Origin of the sequence: Neobacillus canaveralius, assembly GCF_047237705.1 — a bacterium.
Taxonomy (GTDB): Bacteria; Bacillota; Bacilli; order Bacillales; family Cytobacillaceae; genus Neobacillus; species Neobacillus niacini_K.
The window spans coordinates 97,993-119,532 of record NZ_JBDFLL010000001.1; the positions used below are offsets into that span (position 1 = coordinate 97,993).

General features: G+C 37.8%; 21 protein-coding genes. 14 read left to right on the forward strand and 7 right to left on the reverse strand.

Features of this window, described 5'->3' with window-relative positions:
- Positions 1-62 precede the first annotated feature (62 nt).
- The 5 genes from remB to dnaA all read right to left on the reverse strand — a co-directional run bounded on the left by remB (position 63) and on the right by dnaA (position 4,470).
- A complete protein-coding gene (gene remB, locus ABC255_RS00490) occupies positions 63-311 on the reverse strand; it encodes an extracellular matrix regulator RemB (RefSeq protein ID WP_179599000.1) in 249 nt (82 codons plus the stop codon).
- Between the two features lie 10 nt (positions 312-321).
- Positions 322-1,440 (reverse strand): DNA replication/repair protein RecF, encoded by a 1,119-nt coding sequence (recF, locus tag ABC255_RS00495; protein ID WP_412990880.1) that lies wholly within the window; start codon positions 1,438-1,440, stop codon positions 322-324.
- Positions 1,441-1,456: 16 nt separating this feature from the next.
- The gene (yaaA, locus tag ABC255_RS00500; RefSeq protein ID WP_335528526.1) at positions 1,457-1,675 is read right to left on the reverse strand and encodes a S4 domain-containing protein YaaA; all 219 of its coding nucleotides are present in this window, start codon (positions 1,673-1,675) and stop codon (positions 1,457-1,459) included.
- Between the two features lie 104 nt (positions 1,676-1,779).
- Entirely contained in the window at positions 1,780-2,916 is a 1,137-nt protein-coding gene (gene dnaN / locus ABC255_RS00505) for a DNA polymerase III subunit beta (RefSeq protein WP_335528528.1), read from the reverse strand.
- 207 nt (positions 2,917-3,123) lie between these two features.
- The gene (gene dnaA, locus ABC255_RS00510; protein ID WP_335528531.1) at positions 3,124-4,470 is read right to left on the reverse strand and encodes a chromosomal replication initiator protein DnaA; all 1,347 of its coding nucleotides are present in this window, start codon (positions 4,468-4,470) and stop codon (positions 3,124-3,126) included.
- A gap of 698 nt (positions 4,471-5,168) precedes the next feature.
- On the opposite strand from dnaA, the gene rpmH reads away from it, so the two are divergent.
- The 4 genes from rpmH to jag all read left to right on the forward strand — a co-directional run bounded on the left by rpmH (position 5,169) and on the right by jag (position 7,256).
- Positions 5,169-5,303, forward strand: a complete 135-nt coding sequence (rpmH, locus tag ABC255_RS00515; protein ID WP_007084526.1) for a 50S ribosomal protein L34 — start codon at positions 5,169-5,171, stop codon at positions 5,301-5,303.
- A gap of 66 nt (positions 5,304-5,369) precedes the next feature.
- Complete coding sequence (gene rnpA, locus ABC255_RS00520) at positions 5,370-5,714, forward strand: ribonuclease P protein component (RefSeq protein ID WP_335528535.1); 345 nt, start codon at positions 5,370-5,372, stop codon at positions 5,712-5,714.
- Between the two features lie 148 nt (positions 5,715-5,862).
- Positions 5,863-6,639, forward strand: a complete 777-nt coding sequence (gene spoIIIJ, locus ABC255_RS00525) for a YidC family membrane integrase SpoIIIJ (RefSeq protein WP_335528538.1) — start codon at positions 5,863-5,865, stop codon at positions 6,637-6,639.
- The gene (gene jag / locus ABC255_RS00530) at positions 6,636-7,256 is read left to right on the forward strand and encodes an RNA-binding cell elongation regulator Jag/EloR (RefSeq protein WP_335528541.1); all 621 of its coding nucleotides are present in this window, start codon (positions 6,636-6,638) and stop codon (positions 7,254-7,256) included. Before spoIIIJ ends, jag begins: the two co-directional genes overlap by 4 nt.
- A 107-nt stretch (positions 7,257-7,363) precedes the next feature.
- On the opposite strand, the gene ABC255_RS00535 is transcribed toward jag, so the two are convergent.
- Complete coding sequence (locus ABC255_RS00535; RefSeq protein WP_412990881.1) at positions 7,364-8,932, reverse strand: IS1182 family transposase; 1,569 nt, start codon at positions 8,930-8,932, stop codon at positions 7,364-7,366.
- A 397-nt stretch (positions 8,933-9,329) separates the two neighbouring features.
- Here ABC255_RS00535 and mnmE point away from each other — a divergent pair, with 397 nt between their 5' ends.
- The 7 genes from mnmE to ABC255_RS00570 all read left to right on the forward strand — a co-directional run bounded on the left by mnmE (position 9,330) and on the right by ABC255_RS00570 (position 17,477).
- Positions 9,330-10,715: a tRNA uridine-5-carboxymethylaminomethyl(34) synthesis GTPase MnmE gene (gene mnmE, locus ABC255_RS00540; RefSeq protein WP_412990882.1), complete on the forward strand. Its 1,386-nt coding sequence runs from the start codon at positions 9,330-9,332 to the stop codon at positions 10,713-10,715.
- Positions 10,716-10,742: 27 nt separating this feature from the next.
- A complete protein-coding gene (gene mnmG / locus ABC255_RS00545) occupies positions 10,743-12,632 on the forward strand; it encodes a tRNA uridine-5-carboxymethylaminomethyl(34) synthesis enzyme MnmG (RefSeq protein ID WP_412990883.1) in 1,890 nt (629 codons plus the stop codon).
- Positions 12,633-12,850: 218 nt separating this feature from the next.
- Positions 12,851-13,567, forward strand: a complete 717-nt coding sequence (gene rsmG, locus ABC255_RS00550; RefSeq protein ID WP_412990884.1) for a 16S rRNA (guanine(527)-N(7))-methyltransferase RsmG — start codon at positions 12,851-12,853, stop codon at positions 13,565-13,567.
- A gap of 100 nt (positions 13,568-13,667) precedes the next feature.
- Positions 13,668-14,570 (forward strand): nucleoid occlusion protein, encoded by a 903-nt coding sequence (noc, locus tag ABC255_RS00555; protein ID WP_412990885.1) that lies wholly within the window; start codon positions 13,668-13,670, stop codon positions 14,568-14,570.
- A 263-nt stretch (positions 14,571-14,833) separates the two neighbouring features.
- Entirely contained in the window at positions 14,834-15,595 is a 762-nt protein-coding gene (locus tag ABC255_RS00560) for a ParA family protein (RefSeq protein WP_179598976.1), read from the forward strand.
- Positions 15,588-16,445, forward strand: a complete 858-nt coding sequence (locus ABC255_RS00565; protein ID WP_412990886.1) for a ParB/RepB/Spo0J family partition protein — start codon at positions 15,588-15,590, stop codon at positions 16,443-16,445. Before ABC255_RS00560 ends, ABC255_RS00565 begins: the two co-directional genes overlap by 8 nt.
- A gap of 303 nt (positions 16,446-16,748) precedes the next feature.
- The gene (locus ABC255_RS00570) at positions 16,749-17,477 is read left to right on the forward strand and encodes a DUF554 domain-containing protein (RefSeq protein WP_412990887.1); all 729 of its coding nucleotides are present in this window, start codon (positions 16,749-16,751) and stop codon (positions 17,475-17,477) included.
- A gap of 56 nt (positions 17,478-17,533) precedes the next feature.
- Here the strand turns inward: ABC255_RS00570 and yyaC are convergent, their stop codons facing one another.
- Positions 17,534-18,151, reverse strand: a complete 618-nt coding sequence (gene yyaC, locus ABC255_RS00575) for a spore protease YyaC (protein ID WP_412990888.1) — start codon at positions 18,149-18,151, stop codon at positions 17,534-17,536.
- 200 nt (positions 18,152-18,351) lie between these two features.
- Here yyaC and ABC255_RS00580 point away from each other — a divergent pair, with 200 nt between their 5' ends.
- The 3 genes from ABC255_RS00580 to ABC255_RS00590 all read left to right on the forward strand — a co-directional run bounded on the left by ABC255_RS00580 (position 18,352) and on the right by ABC255_RS00590 (position 21,518).
- On the forward strand, positions 18,352-19,236 hold the full coding sequence (locus ABC255_RS00580; protein ID WP_412990889.1) for a mechanosensitive ion channel family protein: 885 nt from the start codon (positions 18,352-18,354) through the stop codon (positions 19,234-19,236).
- Between the two features lie 15 nt (positions 19,237-19,251).
- The gene (locus ABC255_RS00585) at positions 19,252-19,449 is read left to right on the forward strand and encodes a DUF951 domain-containing protein (RefSeq protein ID WP_045519309.1); all 198 of its coding nucleotides are present in this window, start codon (positions 19,252-19,254) and stop codon (positions 19,447-19,449) included.
- 71 nt (positions 19,450-19,520) lie between these two features.
- A complete protein-coding gene (locus ABC255_RS00590; protein ID WP_412990890.1) occupies positions 19,521-21,518 on the forward strand; it encodes a molybdopterin-dependent oxidoreductase in 1,998 nt (665 codons plus the stop codon).
- Positions 21,519-21,540: the final 22 nt, after the last annotated feature.

Below are 21,540 nucleotides of genomic sequence, written 5' to 3' on the forward strand. Positions count from 1 at the left end.
CCCCGCACTTTCATTCAAAAAAATCACTCTATAACCTAAATGATGAAAAAATAATAATAATATCAAGATTCCTGCATTTCCTTTTGATTTGAACGTTTTTTTAATGTTCCAGAAGAAATTGGGGATAAATAAACCTTGTCATATGTAATTACGACAGATTTAAAGGGGTTTTTCGAAAGGTTAACAAGCTTTTCCTTATGCTGTTCTAAGAACTCTTCGACTAGATTTGAAGAATTCACGCACCCTTTATCAAGAATGGCGATGATATCCTTCGCCCTGATATTTAAATCTTCCCCGACATGAATATACACACTTCCCACCTCAATTAACTTTATTGATAACACCAGACTCTACTTCAAAAGTTGAAGCCTCTTTTAATGTTTGATGATGGATTCCGTCCACACTCGTTGTTGTAACGAATGTTTGGACCTTCCCCTGGATGGTATTAAGCAAGTGTGACTGACGATAATCATCTAATTCCGATAAAACATCGTCAAGGAGTAAGATGGGATATTCGCGAATTTCTGAATGAATTAATTCAATTTCGGCAAGCTTAACAGAAAGTGCCGTTGTTCGTTGCTGACCTTGTGATCCAAATGTCGAAACATCCCGATCATTGACAAAAAACAACAAATCATCACGATGTGGTCCGAATAACGTTGTACCACGTTCTATTTCCCTCATTCTAACTTTACTAAATTTTTCCTCAAAGCTTGCTTTCATTTTCGACAAATCTTGGCCTTCTAATACATCAACAGATGGTTTATAGACAATTTCTAATGATTCCATCCCTCTAGAAATGCCATTATGAATAGGCTTAGCCCAATTTTCAAGCAAGTGGAGAAACTCAAACCTTTTCAATACTATTTTTACAGCCATATCAATAAACTGCTCAGTAAGAATTTCGAGCATGGTTTGATCGGTTTGTTTCTTTATTTGCATCATTTTCAAAAAATGATTTCTCTGTTGAAGTATTTTTTGATATTGACTCATATCATGTAAATAAATGGGCGACACCTGCCCAATTTCCATATCAATAAACCGCCTTCTTACTTGCGGGCTGCCTTTTACTAAATTTAAATCTTCCGGTGCGAACATGACCACATTCATGTTCCCGACATATTGGCTTAATTTCTGCTGCTCTATATGGTTGCACTTAGCCTTTTTCCCTTTTTTGGAAATAATTAATTGCAATGGCAGTGAGCTGTGCTGTTTTTGAACCCTACCCTCTATTTTAGCATATTCCTGGTCCCAGCGAATAAGATCTTTATCATTTGATGTTCGATGAGACTTGGCCATTGCTAAAACATAGATAGATTCCATCACATTTGTTTTACCCTGAGCGTTTTCCCCAAGGATCACATTAACTTTATTTTCAAATTCGACCGACAGGCTCTGATAATTCCGATAATCCCTCAGTGCTAATTGTTCTATATACATGAAAACGACACAACCTTTAGTTACTCGTAATCAAAAACTCTCCAAAGCCAGGAATTGCGACTTTATCTCCAGCTCGAAGTTTTCTTCCTCTTCTTTGATCTTGTTCGCCATTAATAAAAATATCGTTTTCACTTAAAAACCATTTTGCCATTCCACCAGATTGGATGACGTCAGCTAATTTAAGAAATTGTCCTAACGTAATAAACTCAGTATTTAGCTTTATTTGTTCAGGCAATGTTTATCACTCATTTCTAAAATGGTCTCAATACTTTATTTTACTAAAAAACAAAAAATAAAGAAAGTCACCAAAAAACATGGTGACTATTCGTGGGGTTTATCCTAGTAAGTTCTTACAGGTAAAATCAGCTGAAGTGTGGTTTCATCATGCAGTGGATTAATAACAAACGGTCGCATTGCACCAGTGAAACTTACCCTAATATCTGTACCTTCAAGTGCTTTTAGGGCGTCCATCATATATTTAGCACTAAAAGAAATCTTTAATTCTTCTCCATCGATGGATTGACTTTGAATTTCTTCGACGACTTTACCTACTTCAGGTGTGTTGGAGGAAATTTCTATTACACCGCCATCAATGGTAGAAAGTTTCACAACATTATTTCTACCTTCACGTGCAAGTAAGGAAGCCCGATCAATGGCATGTAGGAAATCCTTTGTATTAACAATAATATCTGTTTTACTTTCACTTGGAATCAGTCTAGAAGTATCAGGATAGTTTCCTTCTAGCAACCTTGAGAAAAATAATAAATGCTTTGCTTTAAACAAAATTTGATTTTCTGTGATAACTATATCTATTAATTCATTCGAATCATCTATGATTTTGCTTAGTTCATTCAGACTCTTACCTGGAATTACAACATTGTAGCTTTCGTTATTTTCAATTTCAATTTTTGCTTTTCTTAATGCTAAACGATGGCTATCTGTTGCAATACAGTTTAGTTCGCCATTTTCAATCTTCCAGTTTACACCTGTCAAGATGGGACGTGTTTCTGAGGTGGATACGGCAAAAAAGGTTTGGCGTATCATCGTTTTCAGAAGATCTGTCGCAATATGAAATTTATTATTTTCTTCTATTTGTGGCAGGTGAGGATATTCTTCTGCGTCAAGGCCGTTTAAATTAAATTCAGATTTTCCAGAGCGAATAACGGTTTGTAACGATCCTAGCACTTCAATTTCGACTGAATCAGTAGGTAATTTTTTTACAATTTCACTAAAAAATTTTGCTTGAAGGACGATAGAACCAGCTTGTTTAATTTCTACAATTTCATCTCCGTCTTCCTCATTTGGAATGAAAGACTCAATTGAAATATCAGAATCACTTCCTGTTAAGGTTACTCCCTCGCTGCTAGCTGTTATTTTAATTCCAGTTAAAATTGGAATTGTCGTTCTCGAAGTGACAGCCTTCATAACATCTTGGACACTTTGAACAAGGCGATCCCGTTGGATGATAAATCTCATTTCATAATCCTCCCAGCAATTTTTTATTCTAAGTACGCATAAATGAATTTTCTTGAACATATAATAATAAGTTTTTTAAATAAAAAACAGTAGAAGTACTAGTAGGGCCTGTTAGTATGTGGATAACCTATTTTTTGCAATGGAAACACAGTCTATCCACATGTGGACAGACTGTGCATAAACTAGTCCAAGTTATTCACAATTTTTTTAAACTCTCAACAACTCATTTAACTCTTTCATTTGCTTTTGCAGTTGAAGATCAGTTTGTAAAAGCTTTGAAATTTTTTCATGAGCATGGATGACCGTGGTATGATCACGACCTCCAAATTCTTCTCCTATCTTTGGCAAAGAATAATCGGTTAATTCCCGTGATAGGTACATCGCAATTTGTCTAGGAAAGGCTACAGATTTAGTTCTCTTTTTAGCTTTAAAATCTTCAAGTTTCACACTAAAATGCTCACCGACAGTCCTCTGGATTTCAAGGATGGTAATTACTTTAGGCTTTGAGCTAGGGATGATATCCTTTAACGCTTCCGAAGCTAAATCAGCGTTAATATCTTTATTGATTAAGGAAGAATATGCCACCACGCGGATTAATGCTCCCTCTAGCTCTCTGATATTTGTATCAATTTGGTTAGCAATATAGAGCATAACCTCGTTTGGTATATCTAATCCTTCAGCCTTAGCCTTTTTCCGAAGAATCGCAATTCTTGTTTCAAGATCTGGAGGAGTAATATCGGTGATTAATCCCCATTCAAAACGTGAACGCAGGCGGTCCTCCAGTGTTGGGATTTCCCTTGGCGGCCGGTCACTTGAGATAACGATTTGTTTGCTTTCTTCATGAAGAGTATTAAAAGTATGAAAAAATTCCTCTTGAGTTGATTCTTTTCCAGCTAAGAATTGAATATCATCAATTAGTAAAACATCAACATTTCGATATTTATTGCGGAATTCGACAGCCTTATTGTCACGAATAGAATTAATAAATTCGTTCGTGAATTTCTCTGAAGACAAATAAACTACCTTAGCGTTTGGTTTATGCTCTAAAACGTAATGTCCAATCGCATGCATTAAGTGTGTTTTTCCTAAACCAACGCCCCCATATATGAATAAAGGATTGTAAGCTTTTGCGGGTGCCTCAGCTACAGCCAGGGATGCTGCGTGAGCAAATCGGTTACCCGAACCAATAACAAACGTATCAAAAAGATACTTTGGGTTTAAAATATTTTGCGGAAAATCATGTTGATCATCCTCTTTTTTTGCCTTTTTAGCTGGCAATAGCAAGTCAGGGTCTTCCTCTTTTTGATTTTGCGGAATAATGAACTTAACAGATAGCTCTTCACCAGTAATTTCATACAGAATACCAGCAATTAACTGGGAATAACGTTCCTCGAGCCAATCACGTGCAAATTCATTTGGAGCAGTGATCACAAGTAGATTGCCTTGAAGGGAATGGGCCTTTGTGGACTTCAGCCAGGTGTCATAACTAGGTTTGCTAATCTTTTTCTCAATATTGGCTAAAGCAGCATTCCAAAGATCCGCAATATTCTCCAACAGTTGTCCCTCCTTTTTTTATCTATCTATTATTCAAATGCATTTTGCAGATTCGTGTTCTGTCTAAACTCCATATATAGAGATATTTTTTCACAAAGAGTTGTGAAGTATCCTTAAATCGCAACCCTATAACAATAGTTCCGTGAAAAAACAATGTTATACAAGTTGTACAACCTACTAATTTATAAATATACGAAACAATGGTTGTGGAAAAACATAATATAGGAAATAATGTGGAGTTTCGACAATATCCACTGCTTGTGGACAAGGTTCTGCAGTATGCTGGAATAACTTGTCCACACCTTATCCACAATTTGTGGATAACATTTTTTGGAGACGAAGTTATTCAGAGTGAAAACACAAATATAATATCAGATAAAAGCAAGGTGTGCAATGCCTTTTCACGGTTTATCCACAACTGTAACAAGATGTGATTAAAACTTGTCCACAAGTAGTGTTTCCTGTGCAAAAACTGTCAATATCTTGTGAAACTACAAAAAAAAAGTCGAAAAAAATATCCACAGGTAAATTTTAATAAGAAGATTGCTTTAAAAATCGCTAGGGACTGAAAATGGATCTTGGTGTAAAAAATTTTAGAACTGGGGAACAATATTTTAAGGGCGGTTGACAATATTGAGGTCACTCCTTATAATAAATTAGACTGTCTTTAACAGCTATTCCTCAGGGAGGTGTCATATATGAAAAGAACATATCAACCAAATAAACGTAAACATAGTAAAGTTCACGGTTTCCGCAGTCGTATGAGCTCGGCTAACGGACGTAAAGTTCTAGCACGCCGTCGTCTTAAAGGAAGAAAAGTATTATCAGCTTAGGCCACTGAAACATCAGTGGTCTTTTTTCTAATAAAATCTTTCTAATGTAGATGGAAGGTGTTTTCTATGAAGAAAGAATTACGCGTAAAGAAGAATAAAGAATTTCAAGAGGCATTCCAAAAGGGACAATCCTTTGCTAATCGGCAGTTTGTTGTCTATAGTCTGACGAAAGAGGGTCAAGAGGATTTTAGGATCGGTCTTTCAGTAAGCAAAAAAGTAGGAAATGCTGTAACTAGAAATCAAATAAAACGATACATAAGACAAGCTGTTTTTGAACTATCTGATCAAATTGTTCCAGGTAACGATTACGTGATCATTGCTAGAAAACCTACAGCGGATATGGACTTTTTTGAAGTGAAAAAGAGTTTAACACATGTCTTTAAGGTTGGTAAGGTTTTCAAGAGAAGGTAATCAGTTAAAATAATGTTGTATTCGTTATAAAATTAAGAGGTAAATTATTCTAAAAGATGGTAAAATACCATTTGAATATCACATTCGTTATTTTATAAAAGATTTTAATATTAAATAGAATATATAATGTTCAAGGAGGAAAATTCGGTTGAAAAAACGAATATTACTTTTGCTTGGCATAGTTTCTGTATTTTTGTTGTTAGCTGGATGTACAGAAATTAAAGAGCCGATTAATGCGGAAAGTACAGGATTTTGGAACGAGTATATAGTCTATCCACTTTCCTGGGTGATTGTGAAAGGTGCAGAAATACTTGGCGGAAGCTTTGGATTATCACTTATTGTGGTTACGTTACTGATTCGATTAGCGATTTTGCCGCTAATGATTAAGCAAACAAGAAGCTCGAAAGCGATGCAGGCGTTGCAGCCAGAAATGAAGGCGCTTCGAGAAAAATACAGCTCTAAGGATCAGAAGACACAGCAGAAATTACAGCAAGAAACAATGGCACTTTTTCAAAAGCACGGAGTAAATCCGATGGCGGGATGTTTCCCATTAATCGTCCAAATGCCTATACTAATTGGTTTTTACCATGCAATTTCAAGAACAAGAGAAATTGCTGATCACAGTTTCCTGTGGTTTGATCTTGGAGACAAGGATCCATTTTATATCTTACCGATTATTGCGGGTATCACCACATTTATTCAGCAAAAATTGATGATGGCCGGCCAGGAGCATAATCCGCAAATGGCGATGATGCTTTGGATGATGCCGATTATGATTGTCGTTTTTGCTTTTAATTTCCCAGCAGCCCTTTCCTTGTATTGGGTAGTAGGAAATCTTTTCATGATTGTTCAAACCTATTTCATTAAAGGACCGGACTTGAGAAAAGTACAGGAATCCGGTAAAGCGGGAGGAGCAAAAAAGTGAAACAAGTAACTGCTACCGGACAAACAGTCGAAGAAGCAGTGGAATCAGCTTTAGCTCAGTTAAATACAACAAAAGACCGCACAGATGTAGCTATAATCGATGAAGGTAAAAAGGGTTTTTTTGGGATTTTTGGTTCGCGCCCTGCTGTCGTTAAGGTTACTGTCATTATTGATCCAATTGAAGAGGCTAAGAAATTTCTGCTTCAGGTTAGTGAACAAATGGGAGCTCCTATCGATATTGAAATGAAACGCGATGGAAAACAAATTCTATTTGTTATGACTGGTGAAAAGATTGCTCTTTTAATTGGAAAAAGAGGACAAACGTTAAATTCATTGCAATATTTAACACAGCTAATCATTAATCGTTTCTCTAATCAATACTTAACGGTTATTTTGGATGCGGAAGATTACCGAAATCGAAGAAATGATACGCTGATTCAATTAGCACATCGTCTTGCACTAAAGGCTTTAAAGACTGGCAAGGATGTAGCATTGGAACCAATGCCTTCATACGAGCGTAAAGTCATTCACACAGCTTTATCTAATAACAAGCGTGTAAAAACTTTTTCAGATGGATCAGATCCACACAGACATATCGTAATTTCGCCAGTTAAATAAAATTAGTAAGAGGCTGGGACATAACTAGCTTCAAATAGTGAGAAAGGTGAAATTGAGCGTGCTCAATTTCACCTTTCTCTGTTTTTACTCATAATGGTTTTTCATTCTCAGCTGTTGGCCGTGAATTTTCGTAAATTCACGGCCATTAACGCTATTCCCATTTCATTGTCAACCTTCGATTTTCCGCGTACAGAAAATCGATTGAAACGCAAATTAGCCTTCAAGAATCCAAAAACTGGCTCCACATCGATTTTGCGTTTTCGATAGATGGCACCCGTTTTTTCTTCTGAAAGCTTCGCTCTCACATATTCTTTTTGTTGTTCCCATTTCTTATTCACCATTAACGTTCGATTATTGCCTTCTTTTGCCTTCGTACATGATGAACGGAATGGGCATCCCGAACAGTCTTCACATTCATAGATTTTAAACTCTCGTTTGAAACCTGTTTTATCCGTGCGTACAGATGAATATTTAAATACAAGACGTTGCTGGTTCGGGCAAATGTATATATCATCTCCTTCATTATACTGCCAGTTGTCTGGATTGAATTCGTTTTGTTTATATTTTTTCTTTTGCTCTTTCAAATACATGTTATATGTAATGAGCGCTTCTCGTTTACGATTTGAAAGGATATCTTCATAATTTTGCTCGCTGCCATAACCTGCATCTGCGACAATATGCTTTGGTAACTTAAAATAGTGTTGCTCAATTTCATCCAGGAACGGGATTAACGTACGTGTGTCTGTCGGATTTGGAAATAAACTATAGGCTAGTGCGTATTGACCTTCTGTTGCGAGTTGTACATTATAACCAGCTTTCAATTGACCATTTTTCATATAATCATCTTTCATACGCATGAACGTCGCATCGTGATCTGTTTTTGAATAACTATTACGTGTGTCAAAGATTTCGAAATCTCGTTGGTATTTCTGTGTTCGCAAGATGTAATCAAGCAACTGTTTGCGCACCTGCTTGGGATATTTCCTCTCACTCCTTAACGCCTTTCGTTCCACTATGTCTGACGTTGCTTCTATTTTTTTGTCATACTCTGTAACAATATCGTCTACTTTTTGAACCATTTGACCAAGTTCCTTATGCGATAACTGTTCTTCACATTCTCGTTCAATCTCAGGTATGATTTCCTTTTCAAGTAGCTCGTTGTATAGTTCATTTGACTTTTCAATTAATGCTTTGTGATACTTTTCAATCGATTTCTTCCATACAAACGTAAACTTATTCGCATTCGCTTCAATCTTTGTGCCATCGATAAAAATTGCATCTTGATCGATAAGTTTTTCTTCGACTAATTGGCAACGGAATTGGACGAAACATTGGCGAATTAATTCCTTCACTTCTGATTGAACACGGAATCGGTTGATTGTACGGTAGCTTGGTTCATGCCCTTGAGCTAGCCACATCATACGGATACTGTCTTTTAATAGTGCCTCAATTTTGCGCCCCGAGAAGACAGATTGCGTGTAGGCACATAAGATTATTTTAAGCATCATGCGTGGATGGTAGGCAGGACAGCCCTCATTTCGAAGAAATGGTTCCAACGCTTCCTGAGGGATACTTTCAACTAAATGATGGACATGGAAGGCAATATCATTATTTTGTAATTTTACTTCTAAATCTAAAGGCAAAACTAATTGATTCATGATATAATTTTTAAACATAAGGACACTTCTTTCTGATTTTATTTTGTGTGGTAACTTAATTTTATCAGAAGTTGTCCTTATTTTATTGAAAAAAATAAAGCCGGTGAAATTTTACTCGTCGTAAAATTCCACCGGCTTTTTCATTTCAGAGGAGGGTTTTGTCCCAGCCTCTTTTTTGTGTCGTTATTTTAAGTCTAAAAAGCACATGTTTATAACAATTATATGAAATCTCTTGTTTTATTGTTATTCACATGTGGATAAGTTAAAATAATAGGTAGACATTTTTACAGACTGTGGATAAATCAACACTAGTATTTCTCATTTTTCAGAGAAGACAAGATATGTTATTCTAATAATTTGGAGTAAAAATACTTTGTTACTATATAGATTAATTTTATAAAGAGTGGTGAAAGTAATGGAATTTGATACGATAGCTGCCATATCGACACCGATGGGTGAGGGAGCAATTGCAATAGTACGATTGAGTGGCGATGATTCCATTAAAATCGCAGACCAAATTTTTCGAAGCATTGGCGGTAAAAGGTTAACTGAAGTTCCAACACATACAATCCATTATGGTCATTTAATTGATCCTAAGACTGAGCAAGTAATTGAGGAAGTAATGGTATCGATTATGAAGGGACCAAAAACTTTTACGAAAGAGGATGTAGTAGAAATAAATTGTCACGGTGGGATTGTTTCTGTTAATCGTGTCTTGCAGCATACACTGGCCTATGGCGCTAGACTAGCTGAACCAGGTGAATTCACAAAACGGGCATTTTTAAATGGCCGGATTGATTTATCGCAAGCTGAAGCAGTAATGGATTTAATCAGAGCCAAAACGGATCGTGCGATGAATGTGGCTTTAGGGCAAATGGAAGGCCGGTTATCTAAATTAATTAAGGGCTTGCGCCAGGAAATTTTAGAGATACTCGCGCATGTCGAAGTAAATATTGATTATCCGGAATATGATGATGTTGAAGAAATGACTCATAAAATGTTATTGGAAAAAGCCATTTATGTCCGTGATGAGTTAAAAAAGCTTCAGCAAACCTCTCAACAAGGTAAAATTTTGCGAGAAGGTCTTTCGACGGTAATCGTTGGTCGGCCAAACGTCGGGAAATCTTCTTTGTTAAATAGTCTCGTTCAAGAAAATAAGGCAATTGTCACTGATATTCCTGGGACAACACGTGATGTAATTGAGGAGTATGTCAATGTTCGCGGAGTACCGCTTAGACTTTTAGATACTGCGGGAATAAGAGAGACGGAAGATATTGTTGAACGAATTGGAGTAGAAAAGTCTAGACAGGTTTTAAAAGAAGCAGATTTAATATTGTTGGTATTAAATTACGCTGACCAATTTACAAAAGAGGATGAAAATCTCTTTGAAGCGGTTAAGGGGATGGATGTTATTGTCATCGTCAATAAGACAGACCTCACGCAGCAAATTGATATGGAACGTGTAAAGGAGCTTGCCGCAGAACATAAAATCGTCACGACCTCATTATTGGAGGACCGTGGAGTTGATGAGCTCGAAGAAGCAATTTCCTCCTTATTCTTTGAAGGGTCAATTGACGCTGGGGATATGACGTATCTATCTAACAGCCGTCACATTGCTTTGATCGGACAAAGTTTGCACACAATAGAAGAAGCGATTAATGGAGTAGAAATGGGAACTCCCATTGATATCGTCCAAATAGACGTTACTAGAACGTGGGAGATTCTTGGGGAAATTATTGGTGATAGTGTTCACGAAAGCCTAATTGACCAGTTATTTTCACAGTTCTGTTTAGGGAAATAAGAAAAGCGGAAGCAGAGGAGGAAAGAGATGTCATACGAAGCAGGTAATTTTGACGTTGTGGTCATTGGTGCTGGTCATGCTGGCTGTGAGGCTGGCCTCGCGGCGGCACGTATGGGTGCTAAAACACTAATGATCACCATTAACCTCGATATGGTGGCCTTTATGCCATGTAATCCATCCATTGGCGGACCGGCAAAAGGAATTGTTGTCCGGGAAATAGATGCACTTGGCGGCGAAATGGGAAGAAATATCGATAAAACTTATATTCAAATGAGAATGTTGAATACGGGGAAGGGTCCTGCGGTGCGAGCGTTGCGTGCCCAGGCGGATAAAGTTGACTATCAGTACGAAATGAAAAGAACAATTGAAGAAACACCAAACCTGACACTCCTTCAAGGAATGGTTGAAAGCCTAATCGTTGAGGACGGAGTCTGTGTTGGGGTTATTACAAAAACAGGTGCGATTTACCGTGCCAAAACGGTCGTCATTACCACTGGTACGTACCTTCGTGGTGAAATCATTCTAGGAGAATTGAAATATTCAAGCGGTCCAAATAACCAACAGCCATCGATTAAGCTATCAGAGCATTTAGAGGAACTTGGATTTGAACTTGTTCGTTTTAAGACAGGAACTCCGCCACGTGTTAATAGTCATACGATTGATTATAGTAAAACGGAGATTCAGCCTGGGGATGAAGTTCCGAGAGCTTTCTCATATGAGACCACAAAGTATATTACAGATCAGCTTCCATGCTGGTTGACTTATACGAATGAACAAACACATACGCTAATTGATCAAAACCTTCATCGTTCACCAATGTATTCAGGAATGATCAAAGGAACAGGCCCGCGTTACTGTCCATCCATTGAAGATAAAGTAGTCCGTTTCAATGATAAGCCGCGTCACCAAATCTTCCTTGAGCCTGAAGGTAGAAAAACGCAGGAAGTTTATGTACAAGGCTTATCGACAAGTTTACCTGAAGATGTTCAACAGCAAATCCTCAAAACCATTCCAGGTTTAGAAAATGTCCAAATGATGAGATCTGGATATGCGATTGAGTATGATGCCATTAACCCAACTCAGCTTTGGCCGACACTTGAAACAAAGGTAGTTAAAAACCTCTTTACTGCTGGTCAAATTAATGGAACATCAGGATATGAAGAAGCAGCGGGACAAGGGATTATGGCAGGAATCAATGCCGGTTTGAGTGCACTTGGAAAAGAACCGTTAATACTAAGTCGTTCAGATGCCTATATTGGTGTATTAATAGATGATTTAATTACAAAAGGTACAAATGAACCATATCGTCTGCTAACATCCAGAGCGGAATATCGTCTTCTGTTACGTCATGATAATGCAGACTTACGATTAACGGACATTGGTTATTCGATTGGACTAATACCTGAAGAACGTTATCAAAGATTTTTAGCTAAAAAAGCTACAGTAGAAGCAGAAAAAGAAAGGCTTTCATCAATTAGAATAAAACCTTCCACTGAAGTTCAGGAGCTTATTCGAAGCATTGGCGGAAGTGAGCTTAAGGATGGAATTCTTGCAGCCGATTTATTGAAGCGACCTGAAATGACCTATGAACACATCCAAAGAATAGCTCCAAGCGATGTTGAATTAGATCAAGATATAAAAGAGCAAGTTGAAATTCAAGTTAAATATGAAGGCTATATTGAAAAATCACTTCAGCAGGTTGAACGCTTAAAGAAGATGGAGAATAAGAAAATTCCTGAAAACATCGACTATGATGCGATATCAAGTCTTGCAACGGAAGCAAAGCAAAAGCTAAAACAAATCAAACCCTTATCACTTGCCCAAGCTTCGAGAATCTCTGGTGTAAATCCATCAGATATATCGATTCTTCTTATCTATTTAGAACAAGGTAAAGTGTCTAGAACAAGTAATTTATAATTGTGCTTTGTTAAGGCTGCATTTATTTTGGCACTCTGTTGATTGGAGCGGAAGGCACGAAGACTCCTGCGGGAGGACGGGGCTGGGGAGACCCCACAGGCGCTTAAGCGCCGAGGAGGCTCCCCGGACCGCCCGCGGAAAGCGAAGTGCCTGGAGCGGAAATCAACAGAAACCTTTAATGAAACATATAATTTTTACAAAAAGAGGAAGTTTTGCTGATGAACATCGAACAATTCAAAGCTATGCTTCTTGAAAAGGGGATCGCCCTTAGCGATGAGCAGCTAGATCAATTTAATCAATACTTCCACACATTAGTGGAGTGGAATGAAAAAATGAACCTAACTGCCATCACTGATCAAGAAGATGTCTACCTAAAACATTTCTATGATTCCATATCTGCTGCTTTTTACTTTGATTTCACGCAGCAGTTGCATCTTTGTGATGTAGGAGCAGGTGCAGGTTTTCCTAGTATACCTTTAAAAATCGCTTTTCCTCATTTAGAGATAACCATCGTGGATTCATTAAATAAGCGAATTTCCTTTTTAAATCATTTAGCAAATGTATTAAAATTGAAAAACGTTCATTTCATTCACGACCGCGCCGAGACCTTCGGTGTAAATCCAGCTTATCGGGAGTCGTATGACCTCGTAACAGCAAGGGCAGTAGCAAGAATGTCTGTGCTTAGCGAGCTTTGCCTTCCTCTTGTAAAAGTAGGAGGACATTTTATTGCCATGAAGGCTGCGCATGCAACCGATGAGCTAACCGTCGGTCAAAAGGCGATTACGACTCTTGGGGGAAAATTAGAGCAAATGCATACTTTCACTTTACCTATGGAAGAAAGTGAAAGAAATATTCTTGTGATTAAAAAGGAAAAACAAACGCCGAAAAAATATCCAAGAAAACCAGGGACCCCTGGTAAGACACCGATCGAATAATCGAGGATATTTTTGTATAAATAAAACTGCCGTTTTGGCAGGAAGTAAACGGTATAATAGAGAATAAGTAATAGGGAGTTTCGTAAAGGTGGTGTTGGGGATGAAGAATTCGTTTTCACGCTTTTTTGGCCTCGGCGAAAAGGGAGATCAAAAGGTTGAGTTAGAAAAAGAGCTAGAACAAGAACTAGAACTAGAACTAGAACTAGAACAAGAACTAGATGTTGTAAAAAATGAAGAAATTAAAAAGATTCCGATTGAAAGTATTGTTCCTAACCGTTTTCAGCCTCGAACCGTATTCGACGATGAAAAAATAGAGGAGTTATCACGAACAATCCATACACACGGAATCATTCAGCCAATTGTGGTCCGACAGTTTGATGGAAATTATGAAATTATTGCCGGTGAGCGCCGCTGGCGTGCTATGAAGAAGCTGGGCTGGGAAGAAGTTCCAGCAATTATAAAAAATTATTCTGATACAGAAACAGCTTCAGTGGCATTAATTGAAAATTTACAACGGGAAGAGCTGTCTCCAATTGAAGAGGCTATCGCCTATGGAAAACTGCTGGAGCTCCATAACTTAACGCAAGAAGCCCTTGCTCAGCGTCTTGGAAAAGGTCAATCGACAGTAGCCAATAAGCTGCGGCTTTTAAAGCTGCCTCAGCCAATCCAAGAATCCTTGTTAAATAAGGAAATAACAGAAAGGCATGCCCGAGCACTTATTCCACTTAAAAATCCTGAGAAACAGGTATTGCTTCTACAAGATATTATTGAAAGAAATCTTAATGTAAAGCAAACTGAGGATCGAGTGGCTCGTCTGCTTGAAGAAAAGAACCAAAAACCGAAACCAAAAAGAAAAGCCTTTAGCAAAGATATGAGAATTGCTGTAAATACGATAAGGCAATCATTAACCATGGTGTCAGATAACGGAATTAATCTCGACTCACAAGAAGAAGAGTTTGAGGAGTACTATCAATTTACAATAAAAATTCCAAAGAAAAAATAAAATACTCATAAAATGGAACCAGACTTCTTTGTAGTTTGGTTTTTATTTTTTATATAATAAATGTACATATGTAAAATAATGGAATCCATTACTTTTAATCGTCATCAATATTTTATGAAAAAAAATAACAATAAATCAGTTTCATGATAAAATAACATAGCATGGAAAAATTACATTACTAGTTTCGTTTGCTAGACTGACAAGTAAACTAGTTATTTTTACTAGAATTTAAATATTTTATTTGAAACAAGGTAGGTGACATCGTGGGCAAAACTATTGCAATCGCGAATCAAAAAGGCGGAGTTGGAAAGACAACTACCTCTGTCAATCTAGGCGCCTGCTTAGCATACATTGGGAAAAAGGTTTTATTAGTAGACATTGATCCACAAGGGAATGCTACGAGCGGTATTGGTATCGAAAAGGCAGATGTAGCACAGTGTATATACGACGTTTTAGTAGACGACGTGGAAGCAAAGGATGTTATTAAACCAACATCTGTTGAAAATTTATATGCAATTCCAGCTACTATACAGCTTGCAGGAGCGGAGATTGAGCTTGTTCCTACTATCTCAAGGGAAGTTCGATTGAAGCGTGCGCTTGAAGAAGTGAAAGACCAATTTGATTATATTATTATCGATTGTCCTCCTTCACTAGGATTGTTAACGCTCAACTCCTTAACAGCTTCTGACTCTGTCTTAATCCCTGTTCAGTGTGAATATTATGCTCTTGAAGGTTTAAGTCAGTTATTAAATACTGTAAGACTCGTACAAAAACACTTAAACCAGGACTTGAAAATAGAAGGCGTGCTATTAACGATGCTTGATGCCCGAACGAATTTAGGCATTCAAGTAATCGAAGAAGTGAAAAAGTATTTTCAAGATAAAGTATATAAAACCATTATTCCAAGAAATGTACGTCTAAGTGAGGCTCCAAGCCATGGCGAACCGATTATTACGTATGATTCAAAATCACGTGGTGCAGAAGTTTATTTAGATCTCGCAAAGGAAGTGGTCTCAAATGGCTAAGGGTCTAGGAAAAAAAGGCATAAATGCATTTTTTACAAATATCGAAGCCGGTAAGGAAGAGACTGTCCAAGAAATTAGCTTAAAAGAATTGCGTCCGAACCCTTACCAGCCAAGGAAAACCTTCCAACAAGAGGCCATTGATGAGTTAAAAGAATCTATTTTAGAACACGGGATTCTACAGCCTCTTGTCGTTCGAAAAAGTATTAAAGGTTATGAAATTGTTGTGGGAGAACGACGTTTCCGAGCAGCAAAAGAAGCAAAACTAGCCTCCGTCCCAGCTGTTGTAAGAGAGTTAACGGAACAGCAAATGATGGAATTAGCGGTTTTAGAAAACCTACAGCGTGAAGACTTGAACCCCATAGAAGAGGGACTAGCCTACCAAACGTTAATGGAAAAGCTAAAATTCACCCAAGAAGAAGTAGCAAAGCGTTTAGGGAAAAGTCGACCGCATGTTGCCAATCATATCAGGCTGCTCTCTCTACCTGCTAAGATTCAAGAGCTGATTTCAGATGGGAAAATCTCGATGGGGCATGGACGCGCGCTTTTGGGACTTCGTCAAAAGGCGAAGCTGCCAGCATTAGTTGATAAAATCATTCAAGAATCGTTGAATGTTCGTCAATTGGAAAAAATCATTCAAAATCTCAATGAAAATGTTCCACGTGAAACAAAAAAGCCTGAAAAGAAAAAGGATGTATTTATCCAGGAACGTGAACACTCCCTTCGCGAACGATTTGGAACGACCGTAAACATTAAGCAAACGAAAAATAAAGGAAAAATAGAAATCGAATTTTTCTCAAAAGAAGATCTAGAACGTATCCTAGAGATGCTAGGTCAAGAAGAATCACTCTAAACCATCAATGGATGGTTTATTTTTTTTACAAAGGGCTGTGTTAATGCTAAACTTTGATATTTGCACTCTGTTGATTTGCGCGGAAGGCACGAAGACTCCTGCAGGAGTACGGAGCAAGTGAGACCCCACAGGCGCTCGCGCCGAGGAGGCTCACCGCAACGCCTGCGGAAAGCGAAGTGCCTAGAGCGCAAATCAACAGACATATTAAACACAGCCATAAAAAAATAACTTTCCAACTCTACTAAAAAGTGATAGTTTAATACTATTATTAATTTCGAGATTCGAAGAATAGGTGAATAGCAGATGTTTTTATTAGGAACACTTGTAAATGGGTTATTAATCATTGTCGGTGTGCTAATTGGAAAGCTTCTAAATCGGATTCCTGAAAGCATGAAAACAACGGTTATGTATGCCATTGGATTATCGGTAATTGTTTTAGGACTGCAGATGGGTCTAAAGAGCGAAAATTTTCTTATTGTAATCATAAGTTTAGTCATGGGGGCTGTTTTTGGGGAGCTCATGCAATTGGAGGAAAAGCTGAATCAACTTGGTCTTTGGTTGGAAAAGAAAATCGGCTCTAACGAGGCAGGTTCAACTGGAAAAGGCAGTATCGCAGAAGGTTTTGTAACTGCAACCTTAATCTTTGTGATTGGTGCTATGGCAATCATCGGGGCACTTGATAGTGGTATCCGCGGTGATCACGATGTCTTGTATACGAAAGGTCTCATTGATGGCTTCACGTCCATTATATTAACGACTACCCTTGGTGTGGGTGTTATTTTTTCCGCTATTCCGGTTATGCTTTATCAAGGGTTGATTGCTTTATTCGCTACCCAAATTAACACCTTTATACCCCAGATATTAATGGATCAATTCATTGTTGAAATGACAGCAACAGGGGGTGTCATGATTTTTGCAATTGGGCTCAATCTAACAGGAATAGTAAAAATAAAGGTAGCTAACCTCCTCCCTGCTATTGTTGTGACAGGATTTATTGTAACAGTCCTATATCTATATAATTTATTTTTGTGAAAAAAATTACAATCCTTATAAATCAAAAGAGCAATTGGGCAGATCCCGATTGCTCTTTAATTGGTCTTTTTCTGTTCTTGCTGTGTTAATTCCTGAAGTCTTCCACTGGAATGGAGAACACTTGCTTGATAAATCCCATTAGCAATTGTTTTTGCCATCTTCATAACTAGATTTAACCGTGTATTTTGTAAGACAAAAAACTCCATAAAGCCACTCACATTGACAATCCCCGTAATGTGGATATCACCGACTGCCGGAAGCTCTTTGTTTACACCAGCCCCAGGTTTAACAGGTCCATTACCTACCTGAATTACTCCAACATTCTTCATTCTTCCTAAACATGCATCTATGCCAATAATATAAGGGTCATGATGTTTTAATGTTATTTCCTTTAAACGCTCATCCAAATTGACGGCATGAATGGGTTCATCTAACGTACCATAAATATGAAAAGAAGAAATGTCCTTCTCCTCTAAAAGTGATCCAACAAGTGGTCCTAATGAATCCCCGGTTGAGCGGTCTGTTCCGATACAAACAAATACGATAGGACGATTGCGTGCCCGTGGCAGGAACCTAATTAATTCCATGGCTAAATTTTCAACAGCTTGAAAATCATCATGGGGTATCCGCCCGGTATTGGCCCTCCTATCAAAGAAACTAGGTTTCAGATTCATAAGTACACTCCTTAATTATGACCAATTTTTGAATTTTTGCTTGCGCATTTTTACTATTATACGGAAAATTCCGAAAATCTATACATGTGTTGACAAAGATATTCCCCTTGAAAAAAGGAATAAATCACAATACTATAAACTACAAAGGAAACTTGATAAAATAGGAATGATTCAATAGGGTGAGAGGAAAGGATGTTTAAATGACTTCTACAGAAAGAATTATTCAGAGGTTAATGGATAGATTCCAAAATGAAGATACATGGATGGCTATTGGGGAAGGTTTACTAAAAATTATTGCGATTATGATTGTGGCTAAGATTTTAATAAAATTGGGTAGTATGGCCATTGATAATGTTTTCAAGCTAAGAACACGTTCGCCACTTAAGACTTCAGAACGAAGGGAAGAGACATTAGCAAAGCTTCTCGATAATGTTCTAACATATGTGGTTTATTTTATTGCTTTTATGATGATCCTTTCCGTCCTAACGATTGATGTAAAAGCGTTGATTGCTGGAGCAGGGGTGGTCGGACTTGCTGTTGGTTTTGGAGCTCAGAGTCTTGTAAAAGATGTAATAAGTGGTTTCTTTATTATTTTTGAAGATCAATTTTCAGTTGGAGATCATGTTCGAATTGATCAATTTGAGGGAACCGTTCAAACGATTGGTCTACGGACAACAAAATTAAAAAGCTGGACAGGTGAAGTCCACATTTTGCCGAATGGAAGTATTATTCAAGTAACGAATTTCTCTCTAAATAATAGCCTCGCGATTATTGATATATCGGTTGCATACGAAGAGGATATTGAAAAAACACAAAGGATCATTCGGGATTTACTCGAAACAATGCCGGAAAAATATGAAGCCCTAATAAAGCCACCTGAGCTTTTAGGGATTCAAACCTTAGGACCATCAGAGATTGTTTTACGAATCGTTGCTGAAACATTGCCAATGAAGCATGCGGGTGTTTCTAGAGATATAAAAAGAGATATAAAACAATGTTTAGATGAGAATGGAATTGAAATTCCATATCCACGCATGGTCATGTACTCAAAGGATTCAGGAAATATCAGTAAACCTAGTGTTTAAAAGGAGTGGTATTCAATGGAAGAAAAAGAATTTGGGTTAAATGATGTTGTAGAAATGAAAAAGCAGCATCCGTGCGGGACCAATCGCTGGAAAATTATCCGTATGGGTATGGACATTCGAATCAAATGTGAAGGCTGCGAACATAGTGTAATGATTCCAAGACGTGAATTTTCAAGGAAAATGAAGAAAATATTGGTGAAGCATGAACAGTAGTTTATGCTTCTTTTTTTTGGATAACTGTATTATTCTAGTTAAAAAGTAGAGATCGTGTTGGGGGTGGAGTAGTGGCAAGTATTGTAAAATCCGCATGTCCGTTGAATTGCTGGGACAGCTGTGGTTTTCAAGTAACGGTAGAGAACGATAAAGTAATAAAAGTTGAAGGTGATCCTTCCCACCCCATTACCAAGGGGAAAATTTGCGGCAGAGGCAGAATGCTCGAAACAAGGACCAACTCACCCGAGCGGATACTTTATCCCTTAAAAAAGGTGAATGGAGAATTTAAGCAAATTTCATGGGATCAGGCTCTTGATGAAATTGCCTTTCTGTTGAAGGAAATAAAAGAAGAATATGGTTCCACGGCTGTCCTTCATAGTCATGACTATGCAAACAACGGGATACTTAAAAATCTAGATCAACGTTTCTTTAATGCTTATGGCGGTGTAACAGAGCTTTATGGTTCACTCTGTTGGGGTGCTGGAATTGAGGCGCAAAAATGGGATTTTGGCGACGCTTATGCCCATGAACCAGAGGATGTTTTAAAAAGTAAAAACATTGTCATTTGGGGAAGAAATGTAGCACGGACAAATATGCATTTCTATGAAAAGCTCCTTGAAGCGAAGAAAAAAGGAGCAAAAATTTATGTTATTGATCCACTATTCAATGCAACTGCGAAAATAGCAGATGAATATATTTCCGTAAAACCTGGAATGGATGGTTTGCTTGCTGCAGGAATCGTAAAGGAAATCCTCCATTTAGGACTTGAAGATCGTGCATTTATTAAACATTATTCATATGGCTTTGAGGAGCTAGAGAAGCTGATTGAGGATATATCTTTAGAAAAAATTAGTGAAATGACGGAAGTGTCCATAGAGCGCATTCAACTATTAGCAAAAGTTTTTGCTGATAAACCTACATCTACTTTTATGGGGCTAGGTCTGCAGCGTTATAAAAATGGCGGGAATACGATTCGTTTAATTGACGCACTGGCAGCAGTAAGCGGCAATATTGGAATACCTGGCGGTGGTGCTAATTACGCCAACCTGCAAGTAGGACAAAGCTTTGATATACCAAATCTAACGCTGAGCAGCCGGAAGGAAAAACATCGACAGTTTTCAATAATGAAGCAGGCGGAGGAAGTACTTTCGGCAACTGATCCAGAAATAAAAATGATTGTGGTTACATGTGGAAATCCTTTAACACAGGTTCCGGATTCGTCGATTGTAGAAAAGGCGTTTTCATCTGTTTCGAAGCTGGTTGTGATTGAGCAATTTATGACAGATACCGCTCGATTAGCAGATTATATCCTGCCAACCACCACTTCTTTTGAGGAAGAAGATCTTTATTATTCGTCTATGTATCATCATTATGTTAATTATGGACCGAAACTCGTTTCCGCTCCTGGGGAAGCTAAGTCGGATTTATGGATTTGGACACAGCTTGCTGTACGACTTGGATTTGGTGAAGATTTTCAGTTCACAAGAGATCAGTGGCTGGAGATGTCTCTACAGTCCTTATCTAAAAAAGGAATGTCACTGGCTAAACTGAAGGAAAACCATAACGCAGAATTGCCAGTGAAAAGAGTACCATGGGATGATTTCCAGTTTAAAACGCCTTCTGGAAAATATGAGTTTACAGCTATAAACAAGGGTGGCCCGGGCCAGCTGAAATTGGCTGTACCTGAAGAATCAAAATGGAACAATCCAGTGCTAGCTGAAAAATTTCCTTATAACTTATTAACCATTCATCCACTACGGTCAAATCATTCGCAACACTATCATCTTTTTCCAAAGGCACCTCAGCTAAAGATTGAAGTTGCTGAAAATATTGCGGATAAACACCACCTGAAGGATGGTGATTTGGTACGAGTTTGGAATGATCGTGGTGAAGTTAAAGGATATCTTTCAATTCTGCCAAAAGCACATCCTAACACGATTAATATTGATGAAGGAATCTGGAGAAGGTTCGGCGGTTCTGTTAATAATCTAACATCAAGCGGAGAATCCGATAATGGTCTTGGCAGTACTCTTTATGATTGCCTTGTTAATCTTGAAAAAATAAAGTAACTGTCGCGATGAGCGGCAGTTT

What these genes read in the sequence shown, in the direction of transcription:
- recF (WP_412990880.1), bottom strand. Translation starts at nt 1,440, where the DNA reads ATGTATATAGAACAATTAGCACTGAGGGATTATCGGAATTATCAGAGC.
- dnaN (WP_335528528.1), bottom strand. Translation starts at nt 2,916, where the DNA reads ATGAGATTTATCATCCAACGGGATCGCCTTGTTCAAAGTGTCCAAGAT.
- rpmH (WP_007084526.1), top strand. Translation starts at nt 5,169, where the DNA reads ATGAAAAGAACATATCAACCAAATAAACGTAAACATAGTAAAGTTCAC.
- rnpA (WP_335528535.1), top strand. Translation starts at nt 5,370, where the DNA reads ATGAAGAAAGAATTACGCGTAAAGAAGAATAAAGAATTTCAAGAGGCA.
- ABC255_RS00535 (WP_412990881.1), bottom strand. Translation starts at nt 8,932, where the DNA reads ATGTTTAAAAATTATATCATGAATCAATTAGTTTTGCCTTTAGATTTA.
- mnmE (WP_412990882.1), top strand. Translation starts at nt 9,330, where the DNA reads ATGGAATTTGATACGATAGCTGCCATATCGACACCGATGGGTGAGGGA.
- mnmG (WP_412990883.1), top strand. Translation starts at nt 10,743, where the DNA reads ATGTCATACGAAGCAGGTAATTTTGACGTTGTGGTCATTGGTGCTGGT.
- rsmG (WP_412990884.1), top strand. Translation starts at nt 12,851, where the DNA reads ATGAACATCGAACAATTCAAAGCTATGCTTCTTGAAAAGGGGATCGCC.
- noc (WP_412990885.1), top strand. Translation starts at nt 13,668, where the DNA reads ATGAAGAATTCGTTTTCACGCTTTTTTGGCCTCGGCGAAAAGGGAGAT.
- ABC255_RS00565 (WP_412990886.1), top strand. Translation starts at nt 15,588, where the DNA reads ATGGCTAAGGGTCTAGGAAAAAAAGGCATAAATGCATTTTTTACAAAT.
- ABC255_RS00570 (WP_412990887.1), top strand. Translation starts at nt 16,749, where the DNA reads ATGTTTTTATTAGGAACACTTGTAAATGGGTTATTAATCATTGTCGGT.
- yyaC (WP_412990888.1), bottom strand. Translation starts at nt 18,151, where the DNA reads ATGAATCTGAAACCTAGTTTCTTTGATAGGAGGGCCAATACCGGGCGG.
- ABC255_RS00580 (WP_412990889.1), top strand. Translation starts at nt 18,352, where the DNA reads ATGACTTCTACAGAAAGAATTATTCAGAGGTTAATGGATAGATTCCAA.
- ABC255_RS00585 (WP_045519309.1), top strand. Translation starts at nt 19,252, where the DNA reads ATGGAAGAAAAAGAATTTGGGTTAAATGATGTTGTAGAAATGAAAAAG.